This is a genomic window from Nonomuraea rhodomycinica (genome assembly GCF_013363995.1).
Taxonomy (GTDB): domain Bacteria; phylum Actinomycetota; class Actinomycetes; order Streptosporangiales; family Streptosporangiaceae; genus Nonomuraea; species Nonomuraea rhodomycinica.
The window spans coordinates 222,948-238,411 of the sequence record NZ_JABWGO010000010.1 but is presented as its reverse complement, the minus strand read 5'-3'; the positions used below and the strand labels follow the sequence as shown (position 1 = coordinate 238,411).

The following is a 15,464-nucleotide window of genomic DNA, read 5'->3' as shown; positions in this document are numbered from 1 at the left end:
ACAGCAACGGGGCGCGATAATCCCCCCGAAAAACCGTTCCAAAAGGGGCATCGCGCTTTCCCATCAGCCCGTTACATCCGCTTTGTTACGCGGGCCCTTTCTGAACCGATGAACCTCACGGTGGCCGGGAACCGGCCGGTGCGGGGGTGGGGATGGAACCGGGGGCCGCTGCTCCGCCTGAACGGCCGGCGCGGCCGGCCCCTGAACGGTCCGCGCGGCTGGGCGGACTCGACGGCATCCGCGGCCTGGCCGCGCTGTTCGTGGTGCTGCACCACTGCCGGCTGCTGTCCTTCCCCGGATTCCCCGCCGACACGGGCCCGGCCTGGGCGAGCTGGCTGCTGTACGGGCACTTCGCCGTCGTCGTCTTCATCGCGCTGTCCGGGTTCTCGCTGGCCGTCAAGCCGGCCCGGTCCGGATGGCGGCTCGGCGGCCTGCGCCGCTTCGCCCGCCGCCGGGCCTGGCGGATCCTGCCGCCGTACTGGGCGGCGCTGGTGTTCAGCCTCGCGGTCGCCTGGACGCTGGTGCCGCAGCCGGGCCAGGGGCCGCCCACGGCGAAGAGCGTGCTCTTCCACGGCCTGCTGGTGCAGGACCTGTTCGGCTCGCCCAGCCCCAACGGGGCGTTCTGGTCGATCGCCGTCGAGGCGCAGCTCTACTTCGTCCTCCCCCTGCTGCTGCTGGTGGTGCGGCGGCTGGGCGCGGCGGTGATGGTGGCGGCCGTCACCGTGGTCGTGCTCGCGGTGGGCCTGCTGGCCGGCGGGGTGCCCGTGGTGGCGCTGCTGATGCGGCTGACCCCGCAGTTCGCGGTGCTGTTCGCGGTGGGCGTGCTGGCGGCCGGGGTGCTGCGCGCGCCGGTGCGGGCTCCCCTGCACTGGATGGCGCTCGCCGCGTTCGTCCCCGTGGTCGTCCTGGTCGCCGTGCGCGGGCCGGTCTGGACGGCCGCGCACTTCTTCTGGGTGGACCTGGCCCTCGCCCCGGCCGCCGGGCTGTTCCTGGCGGCCGTGGCGGGCGGACGGCCGCGGCCGCTGGTGCGCGTGCTCGACAGCCGGCCGCTCCGCTCGCTCGGCTCGTTCTCCTACAGCCTCTACCTGGTCCACGCGCCGATCGTGGTCGCGCTGCACCACTTCGTGGTCGCCCCGCTCCTCGGGCCGGGCGTGGCCGGGTTCCTGGCGCTGCTCGCCCTGGCCGTGCCCGCCTCGGTGCTGTTCGCGTGGGCGTTCGCCGCCGTGTTCGAGCTGCCGTTCCAGCGTTACCGCGGGACGGCGGAGCTGCGCGCGGCGACGCGCTCGTGGGCGCCGGCCAGCAGGAGATAGGCGCCGGCCGTCCAGGTGTAGGCACGGTCGCGCAGCCCCGCCCCGGTGCGGGCGTCGAAGTTCTCGGCGAACCCCGACTTCTCGCACAGGGCCCGGAAGCGCGCGCTGATCTCGTCGGCCAGGCCGGGGTGCCCGGCGCGGCGCAGGCCGTCCTCGATCAGCACGGTCGAGGGCGCCCAGATCGGGCCGCGCCAGTAGCCGTCGTCGCGGTAGTGCTCCGACGCAGGCGGCTCGGTGGCGAGCCCGTACTCCGTCAGGTGCGTCCCGATCCGGGCGGCCAGCGCCGCGCTCACCTGCTCCGGCAGCTCCTCCCCCAGCACGATCGGCATGAGGTCGAGCAGGCTGGAGCTCGACCAGGTACGCCCCGAGCGCACCCCCCGGGCGACGAACCGGTCGCCGCGCCACAGCTCGGCGAGCATCGCCTCGCGCATCCGATCGGCCGCCGCCGTCCACCGGGCCGCCGCGGGCCGGTCGCCGAGCTCCCCGGCCAGGCGGGCCAGCTCGCGCATCTGCAGCACGAGGAAGGCGGCCAGGTCGGCGGTCTCGACGACCCGCTCGGGGTCGAAGGTGGTGGCGTTGTCCCAGCCGCTGTCGTTGCCGTGCTGGTAGTGCGCCAGCTCGCGGCCGGGGGCGCGCCGGGCGGTCAGCCAGAAGGTCGTCCAGCGCTCCAGCAGCCGGTACGTCCCGGCCGGATCGCCGCCCGCCGCCGGGCCGAGGCGGCGCAGCGCCCAGCCGTGGATGGGCGGCTTGACGAAGTTGTGCAGGACCTCGGAGTGCGCGACCGAGTCGGGCAGCGCGCCGGCGGGGTCCTGGTGGTCGAAGGGCAGCCGGAACTGGTCCCAGGCCAGCTCGGGCAGGCCGTCGGCGAGCGCGAGGGCGTTGAAGCAGTGGTCCCAGCTCCACACCTTGTCCATCCAGTGCTTGGACATCAGCACGGCCTGGCGGGTGACGAACCCGGCCGGGCGGACCGTGGCCGACCACAGCACGTAGGCCGCGAGCTCGGCCGCCGGGGTGCGCTCGCCGCGCCAGGGCGCCACCGCGCCGGCGAAGGCCGCGAACCGGTCACGCGCCGCCTCGGCCACCTCGGAGAAGGCCGCCCGGCCCGGGTAGGGGGCGCGGGCGGTCTCGTACTCCTCAACGGCGATCTCCCACGCGTCGTCCGGCAGGACCACCCCGCGCTCGGCGGTGCCGAGCGCCTGGTCGCCGAGCGGCTCGGCGCGCCCGCCGAGCACCGTGATCCGGTAGCGGCGGCCGGTCTGGTAGACGGTGAAGACCGACGATCCGTCGGTCGGGTCCTGGTAGAAGTACGGGCCGCTGAACGGGGTGAGCACGGGGTCGGCGGCGAGCACCCGCAGCCCGAGGCCGCGGCCGCGCACCCGGACGGTGTCCGGGGTCTCGTAGACCAGCTCGATCCGGCCGCCGCCATGGGCCCAGGTGAGCAGGTGCGGCGTCGCGGTGACGGCGGTCTCGGCCCGCTCCCGGCCGGAGGTGGGCACGAGCCGCAGGACGGGGTGCATGCCGGTCTGGTGCGACACCAGGTGCACGTCGTCGGCCCAGACGCCCTCGGCCACGACGGGCGACAAGCAGAACCAGGAGCCGGAGGAGCTGAACGGGATCTCCCGCGGGGAGAACACGGCCACGGTCACGAGGTCCCTTCCACGGGCAGCCACACGCGCATGCTCGTCGGCCCCCTGTGGGCCCACGAGTGGTAGGGCCGGAGCGGCACGTCGAAGCGTTCCCCGTCTTCGGCGGGAGGAGCCGGACGGGCGGGCGCGTAGGCCCAGCCGCGACCGAGGTGGGCGGGAATCCGGCCGCGCACCCGCGCGCCCCCGCCGTCCGGCTCCGGTCCTGATCCGGCGTCGATCACCAGGGCGTCGAGCCCGCCGGGATCGGGCAGGTCGCGCGACTCGGCGCACAGCACCTCCGGGCCGCGCTCGACGGCCACGCAGCCGCGCACGGCGTCGATGCGCGGGTCGGGCCAGGTGAAGCGGGGCCGCATCGGCAGGTCGAGGAGCACGACGTCGCCGGCCTGGAAGGCCCGCCGGACGGCGAGCACGCCGGGCTCCGCCGACCGCGTCCGCCCGTCCTCGGTCACGGTCGCGCCGGCCGCCCACGCGGGCACCCGCAGCGACAGCGTCCACGGCGAGGACGCGCCGGCCGCGACCCGGACCCGGACCGCGCCGCTGGCGGGGTAGTCCGTCTCGACGTCCACGGCCACCGGCCGCCCGTCCGGCAGCTCGGCGCGGATGGCGCACGGGGCGTACTGGTGGATCTGCAGGCCGTCGTCGTCGGTCGTGGCGAGGTAGCCGGCCAGGCCGGCCAGCGTCCGGGCGACGTTGGTGGGGCAGCAGGAGACCTCGAACCACGCGGCCCGGGTGCCGCCCTCGGCGCGCGGGCTCACCTCGTCCGGGTCCGCCGGGCGGCCGGGGCTGCGCTGGTGCAGGGGGTTGGCGTAGAAGAAGGCCCGGCCGTCGGGGCTCGGGGAGGCGGCGACGACGTTGTAGAGCGTCCGCTCGATCAGGTCGGTGTAACGGACGTCGCCCGTGGCGAGGTGCAGCCGCCACGACACCATGATCGACGCGATGCCCGCGCACGTCTCGCAGTAGGCCCGGTCCGGCGGCAGCTCCCAGTCCTCGCCGAAGCCCTCGTCCTGGTGGCGCGAGCCCATCCCGCCGGTGATGTAGGTCCGGCGCTCGACCGAGCGCTCCCACTGCCGTTCCACCGCGCGCAGCAGCTCGTCGTCGCCGCGTTCGACGGCGACGTCCACCGCCGCGGCCGTCAGGTAGAGCGCCCGCACGGCGTGGCCGCGCCAGACCTCGGCCCGCCGGATCGGCACGTCGTCCTGGAAGTAGGCGCGGCCCAGCGGGATGTCGCGGAGCGTTCCATGGCCGCGGCGCTCCAGGAACAGCCGCGCCTGCTCGACGTAGCGGTCCTCGCCGGTCGCCCGGCCGAACTCGGCCAGGCCCACCTCGATCTCGGGGTGCCCGCAGATCCCGGACAGGCCGTCCGCGCCGAAGGTCCGGCACACGTGGTCGGCCGCCCGCCGCGCGACGCCCACCAGGTCGTCCTCGCCGGCCGTGCGCAGCCGCGCCACCGCCGCCTGGAGCAGGTGCCCCGTGTTGTACAGCTCGTGCCCCATCTCCAGGTCGCTGTAGCGCGGCTGCTGCCGGTCGTGCCCGAAGCACGTGTTGAGGTAGCCGTCGGGGTCCTGCGCCCGGGCCACGCGCGCGGTCAGCCGCTTGATCGCGGCCTCCGCCCCCTGGTCACCGGTACGACCCTCCTCCCAGGCCAGGGCCTCCAGCAGCTTGTAGACCTCGGAGTCGGAGAACGACCAGCCGGGACGGTCGGGCGAGGTCGTGCCGTCGGCGACGCGGTCGAAGTTGGCGAGCCAGCCGAGGCGCTCCATCCACGACTCGCAGTGGGCCAGCGTGGCCGCGGCGTTCACGCTCTGCCTGCCGCCCCAGAACCCGCCGGTCAGGGTGACCTGGCCGAGCCCGAGCGGGCGGACCGGCCCTCTGCTGGGCAGCACGGGGACGGCGCGGGCGGCGGCCGGCGCCTGTGGTGTGATCGTCACTGGGTGTTCAGTCCTTTACTGCGCCGGCGGTGACCCCGGCGGCGATGTAGCGCTGCGCGAGAACGAGGAGGAAGGCGGCGGGAACGGACGCGATCACCGCGGTCGCCATGATCGAGTTCCACTGGGTGGTGTTGTTGCCGATGTAGCGGAAGATGCCGAGGGTGACCGGGATCGTGTCGCTGCTGCGGTTGAGGGTCGAGGCGAAGATGAAGTCCGACCAGGCCCACAGGAACGCGAACAGCGACACCGTGATCACCGAGTTGCGGCTCAGCGGCAGGACGACGGACCGGAACGTGCGCCAGGTGCCCGCCCCGTCGATCTGCGCCGCGGCCATGATCTCCCGGGGGATGCCCGCCATGAACGCCCGGAACAGCAGCACCGCGAACGGCACGGCCAGCGTCGAGTCGGCGACGATCAGCCCCGCGACGGTGTTCAGCATCCCGAGCCTGATGTAGATCGCGTAGAAGCCCATGGCCATGACGACGGCCGGGATCATCTGCGCGACGAGCAGCAGGAAGTCGATCGCGCCGGTGCCGCGCGGCAGCAGCTTGGCCAGCGCGTACCCGGCGGGCAGGGCCACGATCAGGGTGACGGCGACCGTTCCGAGGCCGATGAACAGGCTGGTGGCCAGGGCCGGGAGCTGCTGGCCGAGCGCCGCCGCGTAGCCCTCGAACGTGGGGTTCCAGGGGAACCAGTGGGGCGGGTCCGCCCGCATGTCGCCGGTCCTGGTGAGGGAGACGTTGACCATCCAGTAGACGGGGAACAGCATCACCCCGGTCAGGACGATCCCCACTCCCGTCCGCCAGTTCTTCACGAGGATCCCTCCTTCCGCTGCAGCCGTACGTGCAGGAGCCCCGCGGCGAAGGCGATGAGGATGAGCAGGTTGCCGACGGCCGCCGCCGGGGAGAAGTCGGGCTGGCCGGTGCCGAACGCCTCGCGGTAGGACCAGATGGCCAGCGTCGCCGACGCGTCCGCCGGCCCTCCCCTCGTCATGATCCAGATGATGTCGACGACCTTGAGCGTGTAGATGAGGCCGAGCAGCAGCGTGATCGCCGACACCGGGCGCAGCAGGGGGAAGGTGATGCGCCAGAACCGCTGCCAGGCGTTCGCCCCGTCCAGGCCGGCGGCCTCGTACAGGGAGGCCGGGATGTTCTGCAGCCCGGCGTACAGGATCACCAGGTTGAACGGGATCCCGAGCCAGATGTTGGCGACCGTGACCGACAGCAGCGCGGTGCCCGGCGAGGTGAGCCAGTTGATCTGGCCGATCCCGAACGCCCGCAGGAAGGCGTTGACGATGCCGTTGTCGCTGTTGAGCATCCACGACCAGGTCGAGGCCGAGACGATCAGCGGCAGCAGCCACGGCACCAGGAACATCGCCCGCAGCACCGCCGACAGGCGGAAGCCGCGCTGGAAGAAGACGGCGAGCGCCAGGCCGAGCGCGTACTGCAGGGCGATGGACACCAGCGTGAACACGGCCGTGTTGCGCAGCGCCGCGAGGAAGGCGTCGTCGGACAGGACGGCGCGGTAGTTGTCCAGGCCGGTGAACTCGGGGTCGCCCTGGACGAACGCGCGCGGCGTGTAGTCGTGCACGCTGAGCTCGATGTTGCGGTACAGCGGATAGGCGTAGAAGACGAGCAGGTAGACGACGAGCGGCGCGAGGAAGGCGAGGGCCGTCCACCGTCCGGAGCGCCGGCGGCCGGGAGCGGGGCTCACCTTCGCCGCCGGCCTGCCGGTGGTCGCCACCGCGTCGGTGCGGGTGAATGCCATGGAAGGTCCGCTCAGCCGCCGACGGCCTGCGCGGCCTTGGCCTGCGCGTCCTTCAGCGCGTCGGCGGGGGCGGCCGAGCCGCTCAGCGCCTTCTGCACCGCCGTCCACAGGGCCTCGGAGATCTTGGGGTACTTGGTGCCGAGGTTGTCGCTGGTACGGCCCTTGGCCGACCGGACGGCCTCGACCCACGGCTTCAGGCTCGGCTCCTTGGCCAGGATCGCCTGCTGCCCCTCGGCGGTGGACGGGATGTAGTAGGCGAATGTCGTGCCCGTCTCGACCAGGCCCTCGGGCGTGGTCATGCACTCGACGATCTTCTTGGTGGCGGTGTAGCGCTTGGCGTCCTTCTGCACCGGGACCGTGATGAACTCGCCGCCCGTGGGGGTGGGGGCGACGCCGCCGTCCTTGGCCGGGATCTGCACGATGCCCGTCGGGAAGCCCGCCTTCGCGGCGCTGTTGATCTGCCAGGTGCCGTTCTCGGCGAAGCCGAACTCGCCGGTGAGGAACTCCTCCCAGGTGGTGTTCTGCGAGTTGCTCAGCACCGAGTTGGGGGCCAGGCCGTCCTTGAGCCAGGAGTTCCAGAGGCCCAGCGCCTCGGCGGCCTGCGGCGAGTCCAGCTCGGTGAGCTTTCCGCCGGCGCCCCAGAACCACGGCAGGAACTGGAAGGAGCCCTCCTCCGTGCCGATGGCGGCGAAGGTGATCGGCTTCTTGCCCGCGGCCTTGACCTTCTTCAGCGCCGCGCCGAGCGAGGCCCAGTCCTTGATCGAGGCCGGGTCGACGCCGGCGGCGTCGAGGATCTTCTTGTTGTAGTAGAGGGCGAGCGTGTTCGCGCCGATGGGGATGCCGTAGGTCTTGCCGTCCAGCTCGCCCGCGGCGATGAGGTTCTTGTCGAACCTGGCGGTGTCCAGGCCGAACTCGTCCATCGTGGCCAGCATCCCCGCGTCCGCGAGGGTGGAGACGGCGGGGTTGTCGAGCAGGATCACGTCGGGGGCGTTGCCCTCCTGGCCGGCGAGCAGGGCCTGGTTGGTCAGCGCCGTGGTGTCGTAGGCGGTGCGCTTGATGGTGACGCCGGCCTGCTGGCCGCAGGTGTCCACCCGCTTGGCCCAGGCGGAGGAGGCGTCGTGCTGCGGGTACGGGTCCCACCACGTGTAGGTGTTCGCGTCGGCGGCGGGGGCGGCGGAAGCGCCGGGGGCGGGCGCGGACGCGCACGCGGTCAGGGCGGCCAGGCTCAGCAGGGCGGTTCCGAAGGCCGCCGCTCGGGCGGAGAACGATGGACGAGTCACCCGAATCCTCCAGGTGTTAGCGCTAACAAATAGCGCCGGCGAATGGTTCTGTGGGGTGCGCCCGGCTCTAGCGGGCGGGCGTACGCGGGTGGGGCTCCCGCGGCGGCGTGGTGCTGCCGCGGGAGACGAGCTCGGGGGAGATGAAGCGCACGACGAAGGGCTCGCGGCGGGCCGCCGCCGACTCCACGCGGCGCACGAGCTGGCGCACCGCCATGGAGCCGAGGCGGTCGGGCGCGCTCTCGACGAACGAGTAGGGCAGGGAGAAGGCCGCGGCGAACTCCGCGGAGTAGCGCCCGATGACCGACAGGTCCTCGGGCACCCGCAGCCCTCGCTCGTGGGCGACGGAGGGCAGCGCCGCGGCGGCCGCCTCGTTGTTGATCAGCAGGCCGGTGGCCGACGGGTAGGTGTCCAGCAGCGTGTGGAGCAGGCGCCCGACGGCCGGCTGCCGGGACTCGCCGTACACGGTGTGCAGGGTGACGCCGCACTGGCGCGCCCGCTCCAGGGCGGCGTCCCTGAGGCGCCACACGTACGCGCCGCCCCGCTCGACCACGTGCTCGGGTTGCGAGATCAGGATCAGCTCGCGGTGGCCGAGCCCGTGGAGGTGGTCCACCATGGCCCGGCCGGCCTCCTCGAAGTCGAGGTCGAACACGTCGATCCCCGAGCAGTCGCCCGGCAGGCCGACCGTGGCGCCCGGTTGGGCCGCGGCCCGCAGGATCGGCAGCCTCGGGTCGTCCTGCGCGATGTTCATCAGGACGACGCCGTCCACCATGCGGGAGTCGGTGATGCGCCGCAGCGCCCGCGCGCCGTCCTCGTCGGTGACCAGCAGCGTGTCGTAGCCCAGGTCGCGCGCGGTGTCGGTGACGCCCTGGATGTACTGCATCATCGCGGGCGCGAACTCGTCCGTGTAGAAGCGGGCGAGCAGACCGAGGACCTTGGTCCTGGACGTGGCCAGCGCCCGCGCGCCGGCGTTCGGCGTGTAGGCGAGCGCCTCGGCCGCCGCGAGCACGCGCCGGCGCACCTCCTCCGAGATGGGCCGCTTGCCCGACAGCGCGTACGACGCCGTGCTGCGGCTGACGCCGGCCTCCCGGGCCACGTCCCCGATCGTCGCCATTCTCACCTCCTTGATCGTCGAACCGGTTCGACGCTGAAGACCGCCTGATTCCCGCATCGCTCACCGGACGCCTGGCGAAGGTGCCGTTGTCGTCGGCGTTTGCAGGCCACAGCGAGCCGGGGCGCGGCACCGTCCCGGACGGGGGCCGCCTGCGAACCTTCGGAACAGGCGAACCGGTTCAACGATGTGCTCGACTGTCGCCCAGGCTCGGATCCGCGTCAAGGGCCGATACCCGCCGAAATCGAATCGTGACATGGCGGGTGAAAGCGCGGCGCGCCGCCGGGCCGATCGGCCGCGGCCGGAGCATTGACGCGTCGCGGCCGCGCCGCGTAACCTGCGCGAAACCCACGTGGCGCTGCCGATCGCTCCCGAGATCAGTCTGTTAACGCTCACACTCACATGGTGGACAGGGACGGCACTCCCTCCCGCAGGACGATCACCTAAGGGAAGTCGTTGATGACACCGACGAGCATCACCAAGGCCGCGCGAGCCGGGCTCCTCCCGGCCGTCCTCATCCTCGCGTTATCCACAGGAGTCCCGGACGCCATGGCCGCCGCCGACCCGCCCGCCCCCGCCCTCGTGTACGACTTCGACTCCGACGACCTCCCCACCGGCACCATCGCCGACAGATCCGGCAACGGCCTGGACGGCACGCTGGTCAACGGCTCCACGGCGGCCCTGGTGGCCGGCGCCGGCGGGGGCCGGGCCCTGAGCCTGCCCGGCGGGGCCGCCGACTCCGGCGGCGCCTACGTGAAGCTGCCCCTGGCCGTGCTGAAGGACCGGACCGACCTGACCGTGTCGGCCCGGGTGAAGTGGGACGGCACCACCGCCCCCTGGCAGTGGATCTACGCGCTCGGCAAGGACACCGGCCGCTACCTGTTCACCACCCCCTCCAACGGCGACGGGCTCCTGCGCACCGCGGTCACCACCTCGGGCGGCGGCGGCGAGGCCCAGGTCACGGGCTCGGCCCGGCTGCCCGCCGACGCCTGGAAGACGCTGACCGTCACCCTCGACACCGGCGCGAGACGCGTCACCACCTACCTCGACGGCGCCGCCGTCTCCTCCGCGAGCACCACCGTGACCGCCGCGCAGCTCGTCGACGCCGCCACGACCTCCGCGGGCTTCATCGGCCGTTCGTTCTACCCGGACCCGCTGTTCGACGGCGCGATCGACGACTTCCGCGTCTACCCGGCCGCGCTGACCGCCGAGCAGGTGGCCGCCGTCGCCGGCGGCCGGACGCCGACGCCGACGGGCCTGGCCCAGGACGCCTTCACGGTGCGGACGACCATCGGCAGGGCCCCGGCCCTGCCGGCGGCGGTCCGCGCCGCCTTCTCCGACGGCTACGACCGCGACCTGCCCGTCACGTGGGCGGCCGTGGACCCCGCGAAGTACGCCGCCGCGGGCTCGTTCACCGTGACGGGCACGGCCGGCGGGCGCGCCGTCACCGCCGAGGTCACGGTGGTCCGCGAGGGCCGGCTCGTCATCGACCTCGCCAAGGACACCGGCGCCTTCCACGGCGGCGCGTCCGGCACCCTCTACGGCCTCTACGGGCCCGGCGTGCCGACGAACAACCTGATCGAGGGCATGCGGCTGCGCACCGTCTCGACCAAGGCGCAGGACGGCGCCCAGCACCCCGGGGCCGACGCGCTGGAGGTGGTCAAGCCGCTGGCCGACAGCACCGACGGCGACGTGTACATCTACATGACCGACGTCCACCGGGGCTTCCCGTACGAGTGGCCCGGCGCGACGCCCCAGGAGAAGCTCGACCTGTACAAGGAGAAGATCGCCAAGCAGGTCGACCAGGTCCTCAAGCTCGACCCGAAATATCAGGACAACATCGTCTTCGTGCCGTTCAACGAGCCCGAGGGCAACATGTTCGGCACCGGCAAGTGGAGCTACAACGGGGTGAGCTGGCTCAGCGACCCCCGTGACTACTTCCGGGCCTGGGACGAGGTCTACGCCATCATCAAGGGCAGGATGCCCGCCGCCCGGATCGCCGGCCCCAACACCAGCGTGCTGTACGGCCAGGTCAAGGGCTACCTGGAGCACGTCGTCGCGGCGGGCACCGTGCCCGACGTGGTGACCTGGCACGAGCTCAGCCACCCCGAGCAGGTCCGCGCGAGCGTCAGGCGCTACCGCGAGATGGAGGCCGGCGTCTTCGCCGGCACGAAGTACGCGGGCCGGAAACTGCCGATCAACGTCAACGAGTACGCCTTCAACTACCACACCTCCGTGCCCGGCCAGATGATCCAGTGGGTGTCGGCCATCGAGGAGTCGAAGATCGACGCCGACATCGCGTACTGGAACATCGACGGCAACCTGTCCGACTCCGCCGTGCAGGCCAACCGGGGCAACGGCCAGTGGTGGCTCTACAACGCCTACGGCGGCATGACCGGGCACACCGTGGCGGTCACGCCGCCGTACCCGGGCCAGAACTACACCCTCCAGGGCGTCGCGACGCTCGACCCGGCCAAGAGGCAGGCCCGCGCGATCATCGGCGGCGCCGACGGCGCCGGGCACATCCGCTTCGAGAACGTCCCCGCCGGGCTGTTCGGCGGCAAGGTCCACGCCTGGGTGCGGGAGATCCCGTGGACCGGCCAGGTCGGCGACTCGCCGCAGCCCAAGCTGCTCGCCGAGCGCGACGTCGCCGTCCAGGACGGGGCCGCCGTCCTCGACTTCGGCGCCGACCTGCCCCGGCTCAAGGAGTCGTCGGCGTACGAGATCGTCCTCACCCCGGCCGGCAAGGGCACGGCGACCTCACCCGTGACCGAGCTGTGGGAGGGCTCGTACGAGGCGGAGGACGCCAAGTACACCGGCACCGGCTACAGCCGCAACGGGCCCGAGGGCTCCCCCTCGGACGTGTCGAAGTTCTACACCTCCGGCCGCTACGACGTCGGCGGGCTGCGCACCGGCTCCGACGGCGTGCTCGACTTCACCGTGGAGGTCCCGAAGGCCGGCCGCTACGACCTGAGCGTCTTCGCCAACTCCCTCAACACCTTCGACAAGGTGCGCGAGCAGGGGCCGGCCAACGTCTTCCTGCGCGTGGACGGCGGCTCCGAGCAGGAGCTGTTCCTGCCGCTCGGCTACAAGTGGGTGGTGTGGGACCACGCGGACACCGCCGTGGAGCTCTCCGCCGGCAAGCACGTCATCTCGCTGGCGGCCCGCAGCCTCGACGGCGCCCGGACCACCAAGGGTGACGCGATCATCGACCGGGTCCGGCTCTCGCTGCCGAACCCGGCGGCGGCCACCGCCACCTACCCGGCCGAGCTGGCCGACCTGCGCGGGGCCCGCCTGTCCTACGACAGCCGGGAGAGCACGGGCTCCGGCGTGGCCGAGGTCCGCAAGGGCCAGTCGGTCACCTTCTGGGTCTACTCCGCCCGGGACGCCGCGGCCGTCCTCGACCTCAGGCTGCTCGGCCCCGGCAAGGCGCTGGTGGCCGTCAACGGCCAGGAGGTGACGGAGGCCCGGCGCGGCGCCTCCACCGTGGCGGTGTCGCTGTCCGGCGGCGTCAACAAGGTCACGGTCACCGGCAGGACCGGCACGTCGCTGGTCGACCGCCTCGACGTGCGGCCGGCCCCCGACGCGCTGCCCGCCACCGTCTACCAGGCGGAGGCCGCCGCGCTCGCCGGGACGGCCAAGGCCGCGCCGCTCTCCCTGGCCGACGGCAAGGCCGCGGTGACCGGGATCGGCGGCCCGCCCGGGAACGCCAGCACGCTCACGTTCACCGTCCGGGCCGACCGGGACGGCACGTACGCCATGCGCGTCCGCTACTCCAACCCGGAGCAGTCGGCCGCGACGCACTACAACCCCGACCCGCTCGCCAGGCACGCGGACGTCTCGGTGAACGGGGCCGCGCCGCAGCGCGTGCTGTTCCCCCACACCTTCCACGAGAACGACTTCTGGGAGCTCACCGTGCCGGTGACGCTGAAGAAAGGGGACAACGCGGTGCGGTTCGGCGCGGAGGAGCTGCCGAACTTCGACGGCACGACGTACGCGTCGCAGACGTTCCCCGGCGTGCTGCTCCGCTCGCAGTACGCCCCGCTGATCGACCGGATCACGGTGGCGCCCTTCAGCGGGAGGTGACCAGGCCGGCCAGCTTGCGGCCGCGCCGGGCCGCGACCGTGCCGTGCCTGCGCACGTACATCCGCGCCACCAGCGCGCGGCCCCGGCGGCGCTGGGCGGGGGTCAGCTCGACCTCGCCCAGCGCCCGCAGCAGCTCCCTGCACTGGATCAGCGTGGAGACCCGCACGTGCCAGGCCGGCGCGCCCAGCTTGCGGGCGATGTCGGTCAGGCGCTGCGGCTCCCAGTCACGGCCGGCCAGCACCTCGGGCACGTGCCCCCACGGCCCGGCCAGCGCCATCCGGGCGGCGAAGATCTCGTCCTCGCGCAGCAGGGCGGGCCCCCGGTTGACGGCCATGACCCGGGTGCGGCGCATCAGCGCGTAGAGCGGGTCCATGGCGAACGGGTCCTCGTTGAGCATGCGCAGCGACTCGGCGAAGCGGTCCACGGGGTCGTCGGACAGGTAGCCGGTCCCCGTGTACGGCGCCGTGCGCGTCGCGCCGTCGGGCCCGGTGTACGCCTGCTGGGTGGTCACCAGGAGCAGCCGCTCGTCCCGGGCGAAGACCTCCAGGCAGCGCGAGACGTAGTCGGGCGCCAGCCAGTTGTCGTCGCCGGCCCACCGGTAGAACACGCCCCGCGAGCGGCGGATGGCGTCGCTGAAGTTGGGGAGCTGCCCGATGTTCTCCGGCTGGCGGTGGTAGACGATGCGCGGGTCGGTGGCGGCCCAGTCGCGGCAGACCTCCTCGGTGCGGTCGGTGGAGGCGTTGTCGCAGATGACCAGCTCGATGTGGCGGTGGTCCTGGGCCAGGACCGAGGTGATCGTCTTCTCCACCCGGTCGGCGCCGTTGTAGACGGGCAGCCCCACCGAGACCAGCGTGTCGTCGAATGTCATTCAGGCGCTCCTTCTCACCAGCTTGTGCATCGCGGTGCCCGGCACCGCGACCAGGACGAACAGCAGCAGCCCGGCGCCCCCGGCGACGGCCAGCCGCACGAGCGCCGGACCGCCGCCCGTCAGCCCGTCGAGGACGAGCATCAGCGCCCCCGCGGCCAGCGCCGCCACGGCGGGCCGGACCAGCGCGGGCAGCGCGGGCGCCACGCGGACGCCCACCCGGTGCAGGAGGAACAGCGCGAAGGGGACCGCGACCAGCGCGGCGACCAGCGCGTGGGCGACGGCGGCGCCCCTGATGCCGCCGAGGTGCGCCCCGGCCACCAGCGCGGGCAGCAGCGCCGCGGCCCACACGAGGTTCAGCCACACCGTGGTCCTGGTGGCGCCCAGCCCGGTCAGGATGTCCACGGCCAGGAACGAGATGAGCATCCGCACCACCATGAGCACGGCCAGCCAGCGCAGCACGCCCGCCGAGAAGTCCCACCGCGCGCCGTACAGGAAGGAGATGAGCGGATGGGCGAGGACGGCCATGACCAGCGCGGGCGGCAGCACGAAGGTCACCATCACCGGCACGGACCTGCGCACGCCCTCCGACAGCGCCGCCGGGTCCTCGGCGAGGCGGGAGAAGCTGGGTAAGGAGACGTAGCGCAGCGCCGTGCCGATGATCCCCGGCACCCAGCTCGACACGTTGAACGCCAGCAGGTAGTAGCCGAGCTGCTCGGCCCCGAGCACGTTGCCGACCACGACGTAGTCGGCGTTCATCAGCACGGCCTCCAGCCCGAAGCCGAGGGCCGACGGGACGCCGAAGCGCAGCAGCCGGCCCGCGACCTGCCGGTCCAGGCCGAGCCGGACCGGCACCCAGCCCCAGACGAAGATCAGCACCCCGGTCACCACCGACGCGGCGACCTGGCCCCAGGCGAAGCTGTAGGCGCCCGCCCCGCGCAGCGCCAGCGTGATGGCCACGGCCGCGTTCGCCACGAAACCGATCATGATGGCGCGGGTCAGCTTGTCCTGGTCGAAGCGGCGCAGCAGCGCGGCGCTGCGAACCGCGGTGAACGCCTCGATGAGGATGATCGAGGTGAGCAGCCGGACCACGCCCGTGGCGTCCTCGTTGCCGGCCATCCGGGCGAAGACCGGGGCGAACCCCCAGAAGAGGCCGTACAGGCCGGTGGCGAACACGAAGCTCAGCACCGTGGCCGTGGGCGCCATGTCCTCCAGGCGACCCCGCCACTGCACGGTGGCCGCCTGGATGCCCACGTCCTTGACGTGCATGACGAGCTGCGTCGCCGCCAGCGCCACGGCGTACGTGCCGAAGTCGTCGGCCGCGAGCACGCGCGCCAGCACCAGCCCCATCGCGAACGACCCGGCCCGCGTGACGAGGTTGCCGAGGATGCTCCAGCGCAGCCCACGCCCGGCCTGGGCGCCGATCTCCGCGACGCGCTGTGTCTCGTCCATCCGTGCCTTTCCGAGGGGGTGC

Annotated in this window: 10 protein-coding genes; 2 read left to right on the top strand and 8 right to left on the bottom strand. The window is 73.0% G+C overall.

Annotated elements, in window-relative coordinates; genetic code table 11:
- Window positions 1-152 precede the first annotated feature (152 nt).
- Window positions 153-1,310 (top strand): acyltransferase family protein, encoded by a 1,158-nt coding sequence (locus HT134_RS33125; RefSeq protein ID WP_175604413.1) that lies wholly within the window; start codon window positions 153-155, stop codon window positions 1,308-1,310.
- Here HT134_RS33125 and HT134_RS47860 read toward each other — a convergent pair.
- The 6 genes from HT134_RS47860 to HT134_RS33095 form a co-directional block, all read right to left on the bottom strand.
- The gene (locus HT134_RS47860) at window positions 1,247-2,956 is read right to left on the bottom strand and encodes an amylo-alpha-1,6-glucosidase (RefSeq protein WP_175604412.1); all 1,710 of its coding nucleotides are present in this window, start codon (window positions 2,954-2,956) and stop codon (window positions 1,247-1,249) included. The two genes, HT134_RS33125 and HT134_RS47860, sit on opposite strands and share 64 nt — an antisense overlap.
- Window positions 2,953-4,884: a glycoside hydrolase family 127 protein gene (locus tag HT134_RS33115; RefSeq protein WP_175604411.1), complete on the bottom strand. Its 1,932-nt coding sequence runs from the start codon at window positions 4,882-4,884 to the stop codon at window positions 2,953-2,955. The genes HT134_RS47860 and HT134_RS33115 overlap by 4 nt, the downstream gene beginning before the upstream one ends.
- Window positions 4,885-4,891: 7 nt before the next feature.
- Window positions 4,892-5,698 (bottom strand): carbohydrate ABC transporter permease, encoded by an 807-nt coding sequence (locus HT134_RS33110; RefSeq protein WP_312888638.1) that lies wholly within the window; start codon window positions 5,696-5,698, stop codon window positions 4,892-4,894.
- Complete coding sequence (locus HT134_RS33105) at window positions 5,695-6,651, bottom strand: carbohydrate ABC transporter permease (protein ID WP_175604410.1); 957 nt, start codon at window positions 6,649-6,651, stop codon at window positions 5,695-5,697. Before HT134_RS33105 ends, HT134_RS33110 begins: the two co-directional genes overlap by 4 nt.
- An 11-nt stretch (window positions 6,652-6,662) precedes the next feature.
- Complete coding sequence (locus tag HT134_RS33100) at window positions 6,663-7,931, bottom strand: sugar ABC transporter substrate-binding protein (RefSeq protein WP_312888637.1); 1,269 nt, start codon at window positions 7,929-7,931, stop codon at window positions 6,663-6,665.
- A 67-nt stretch (window positions 7,932-7,998) separates the two neighbouring features.
- The gene (locus HT134_RS33095; protein WP_175604409.1) at window positions 7,999-9,042 is read right to left on the bottom strand and encodes a LacI family DNA-binding transcriptional regulator; all 1,044 of its coding nucleotides are present in this window, start codon (window positions 9,040-9,042) and stop codon (window positions 7,999-8,001) included.
- Between the two features lie 456 nt (window positions 9,043-9,498).
- Between HT134_RS33095 and HT134_RS33090 the strand changes: the two genes are divergently transcribed.
- Window positions 9,499-13,125, top strand: coding sequence for a LamG-like jellyroll fold domain-containing protein (locus HT134_RS33090; RefSeq protein ID WP_175604408.1), 3,627 nt, complete (start codon window positions 9,499-9,501; stop codon window positions 13,123-13,125).
- On the opposite strand, the gene HT134_RS33085 is transcribed toward HT134_RS33090, so the two are convergent.
- Both HT134_RS33085 and HT134_RS33080 read right to left on the bottom strand, forming a co-directional pair.
- Window positions 13,112-13,993: a glycosyltransferase family 2 protein gene (locus HT134_RS33085; protein WP_175604407.1), complete on the bottom strand. Its 882-nt coding sequence runs from the start codon at window positions 13,991-13,993 to the stop codon at window positions 13,112-13,114. The two genes, HT134_RS33090 and HT134_RS33085, sit on opposite strands and share 14 nt — an antisense overlap.
- Complete coding sequence (locus tag HT134_RS33080) at window positions 13,994-15,442, bottom strand: oligosaccharide flippase family protein (RefSeq protein WP_175604406.1); 1,449 nt, start codon at window positions 15,440-15,442, stop codon at window positions 13,994-13,996.
- Between the last annotated feature and the right edge of the window lie 22 nt (window positions 15,443-15,464).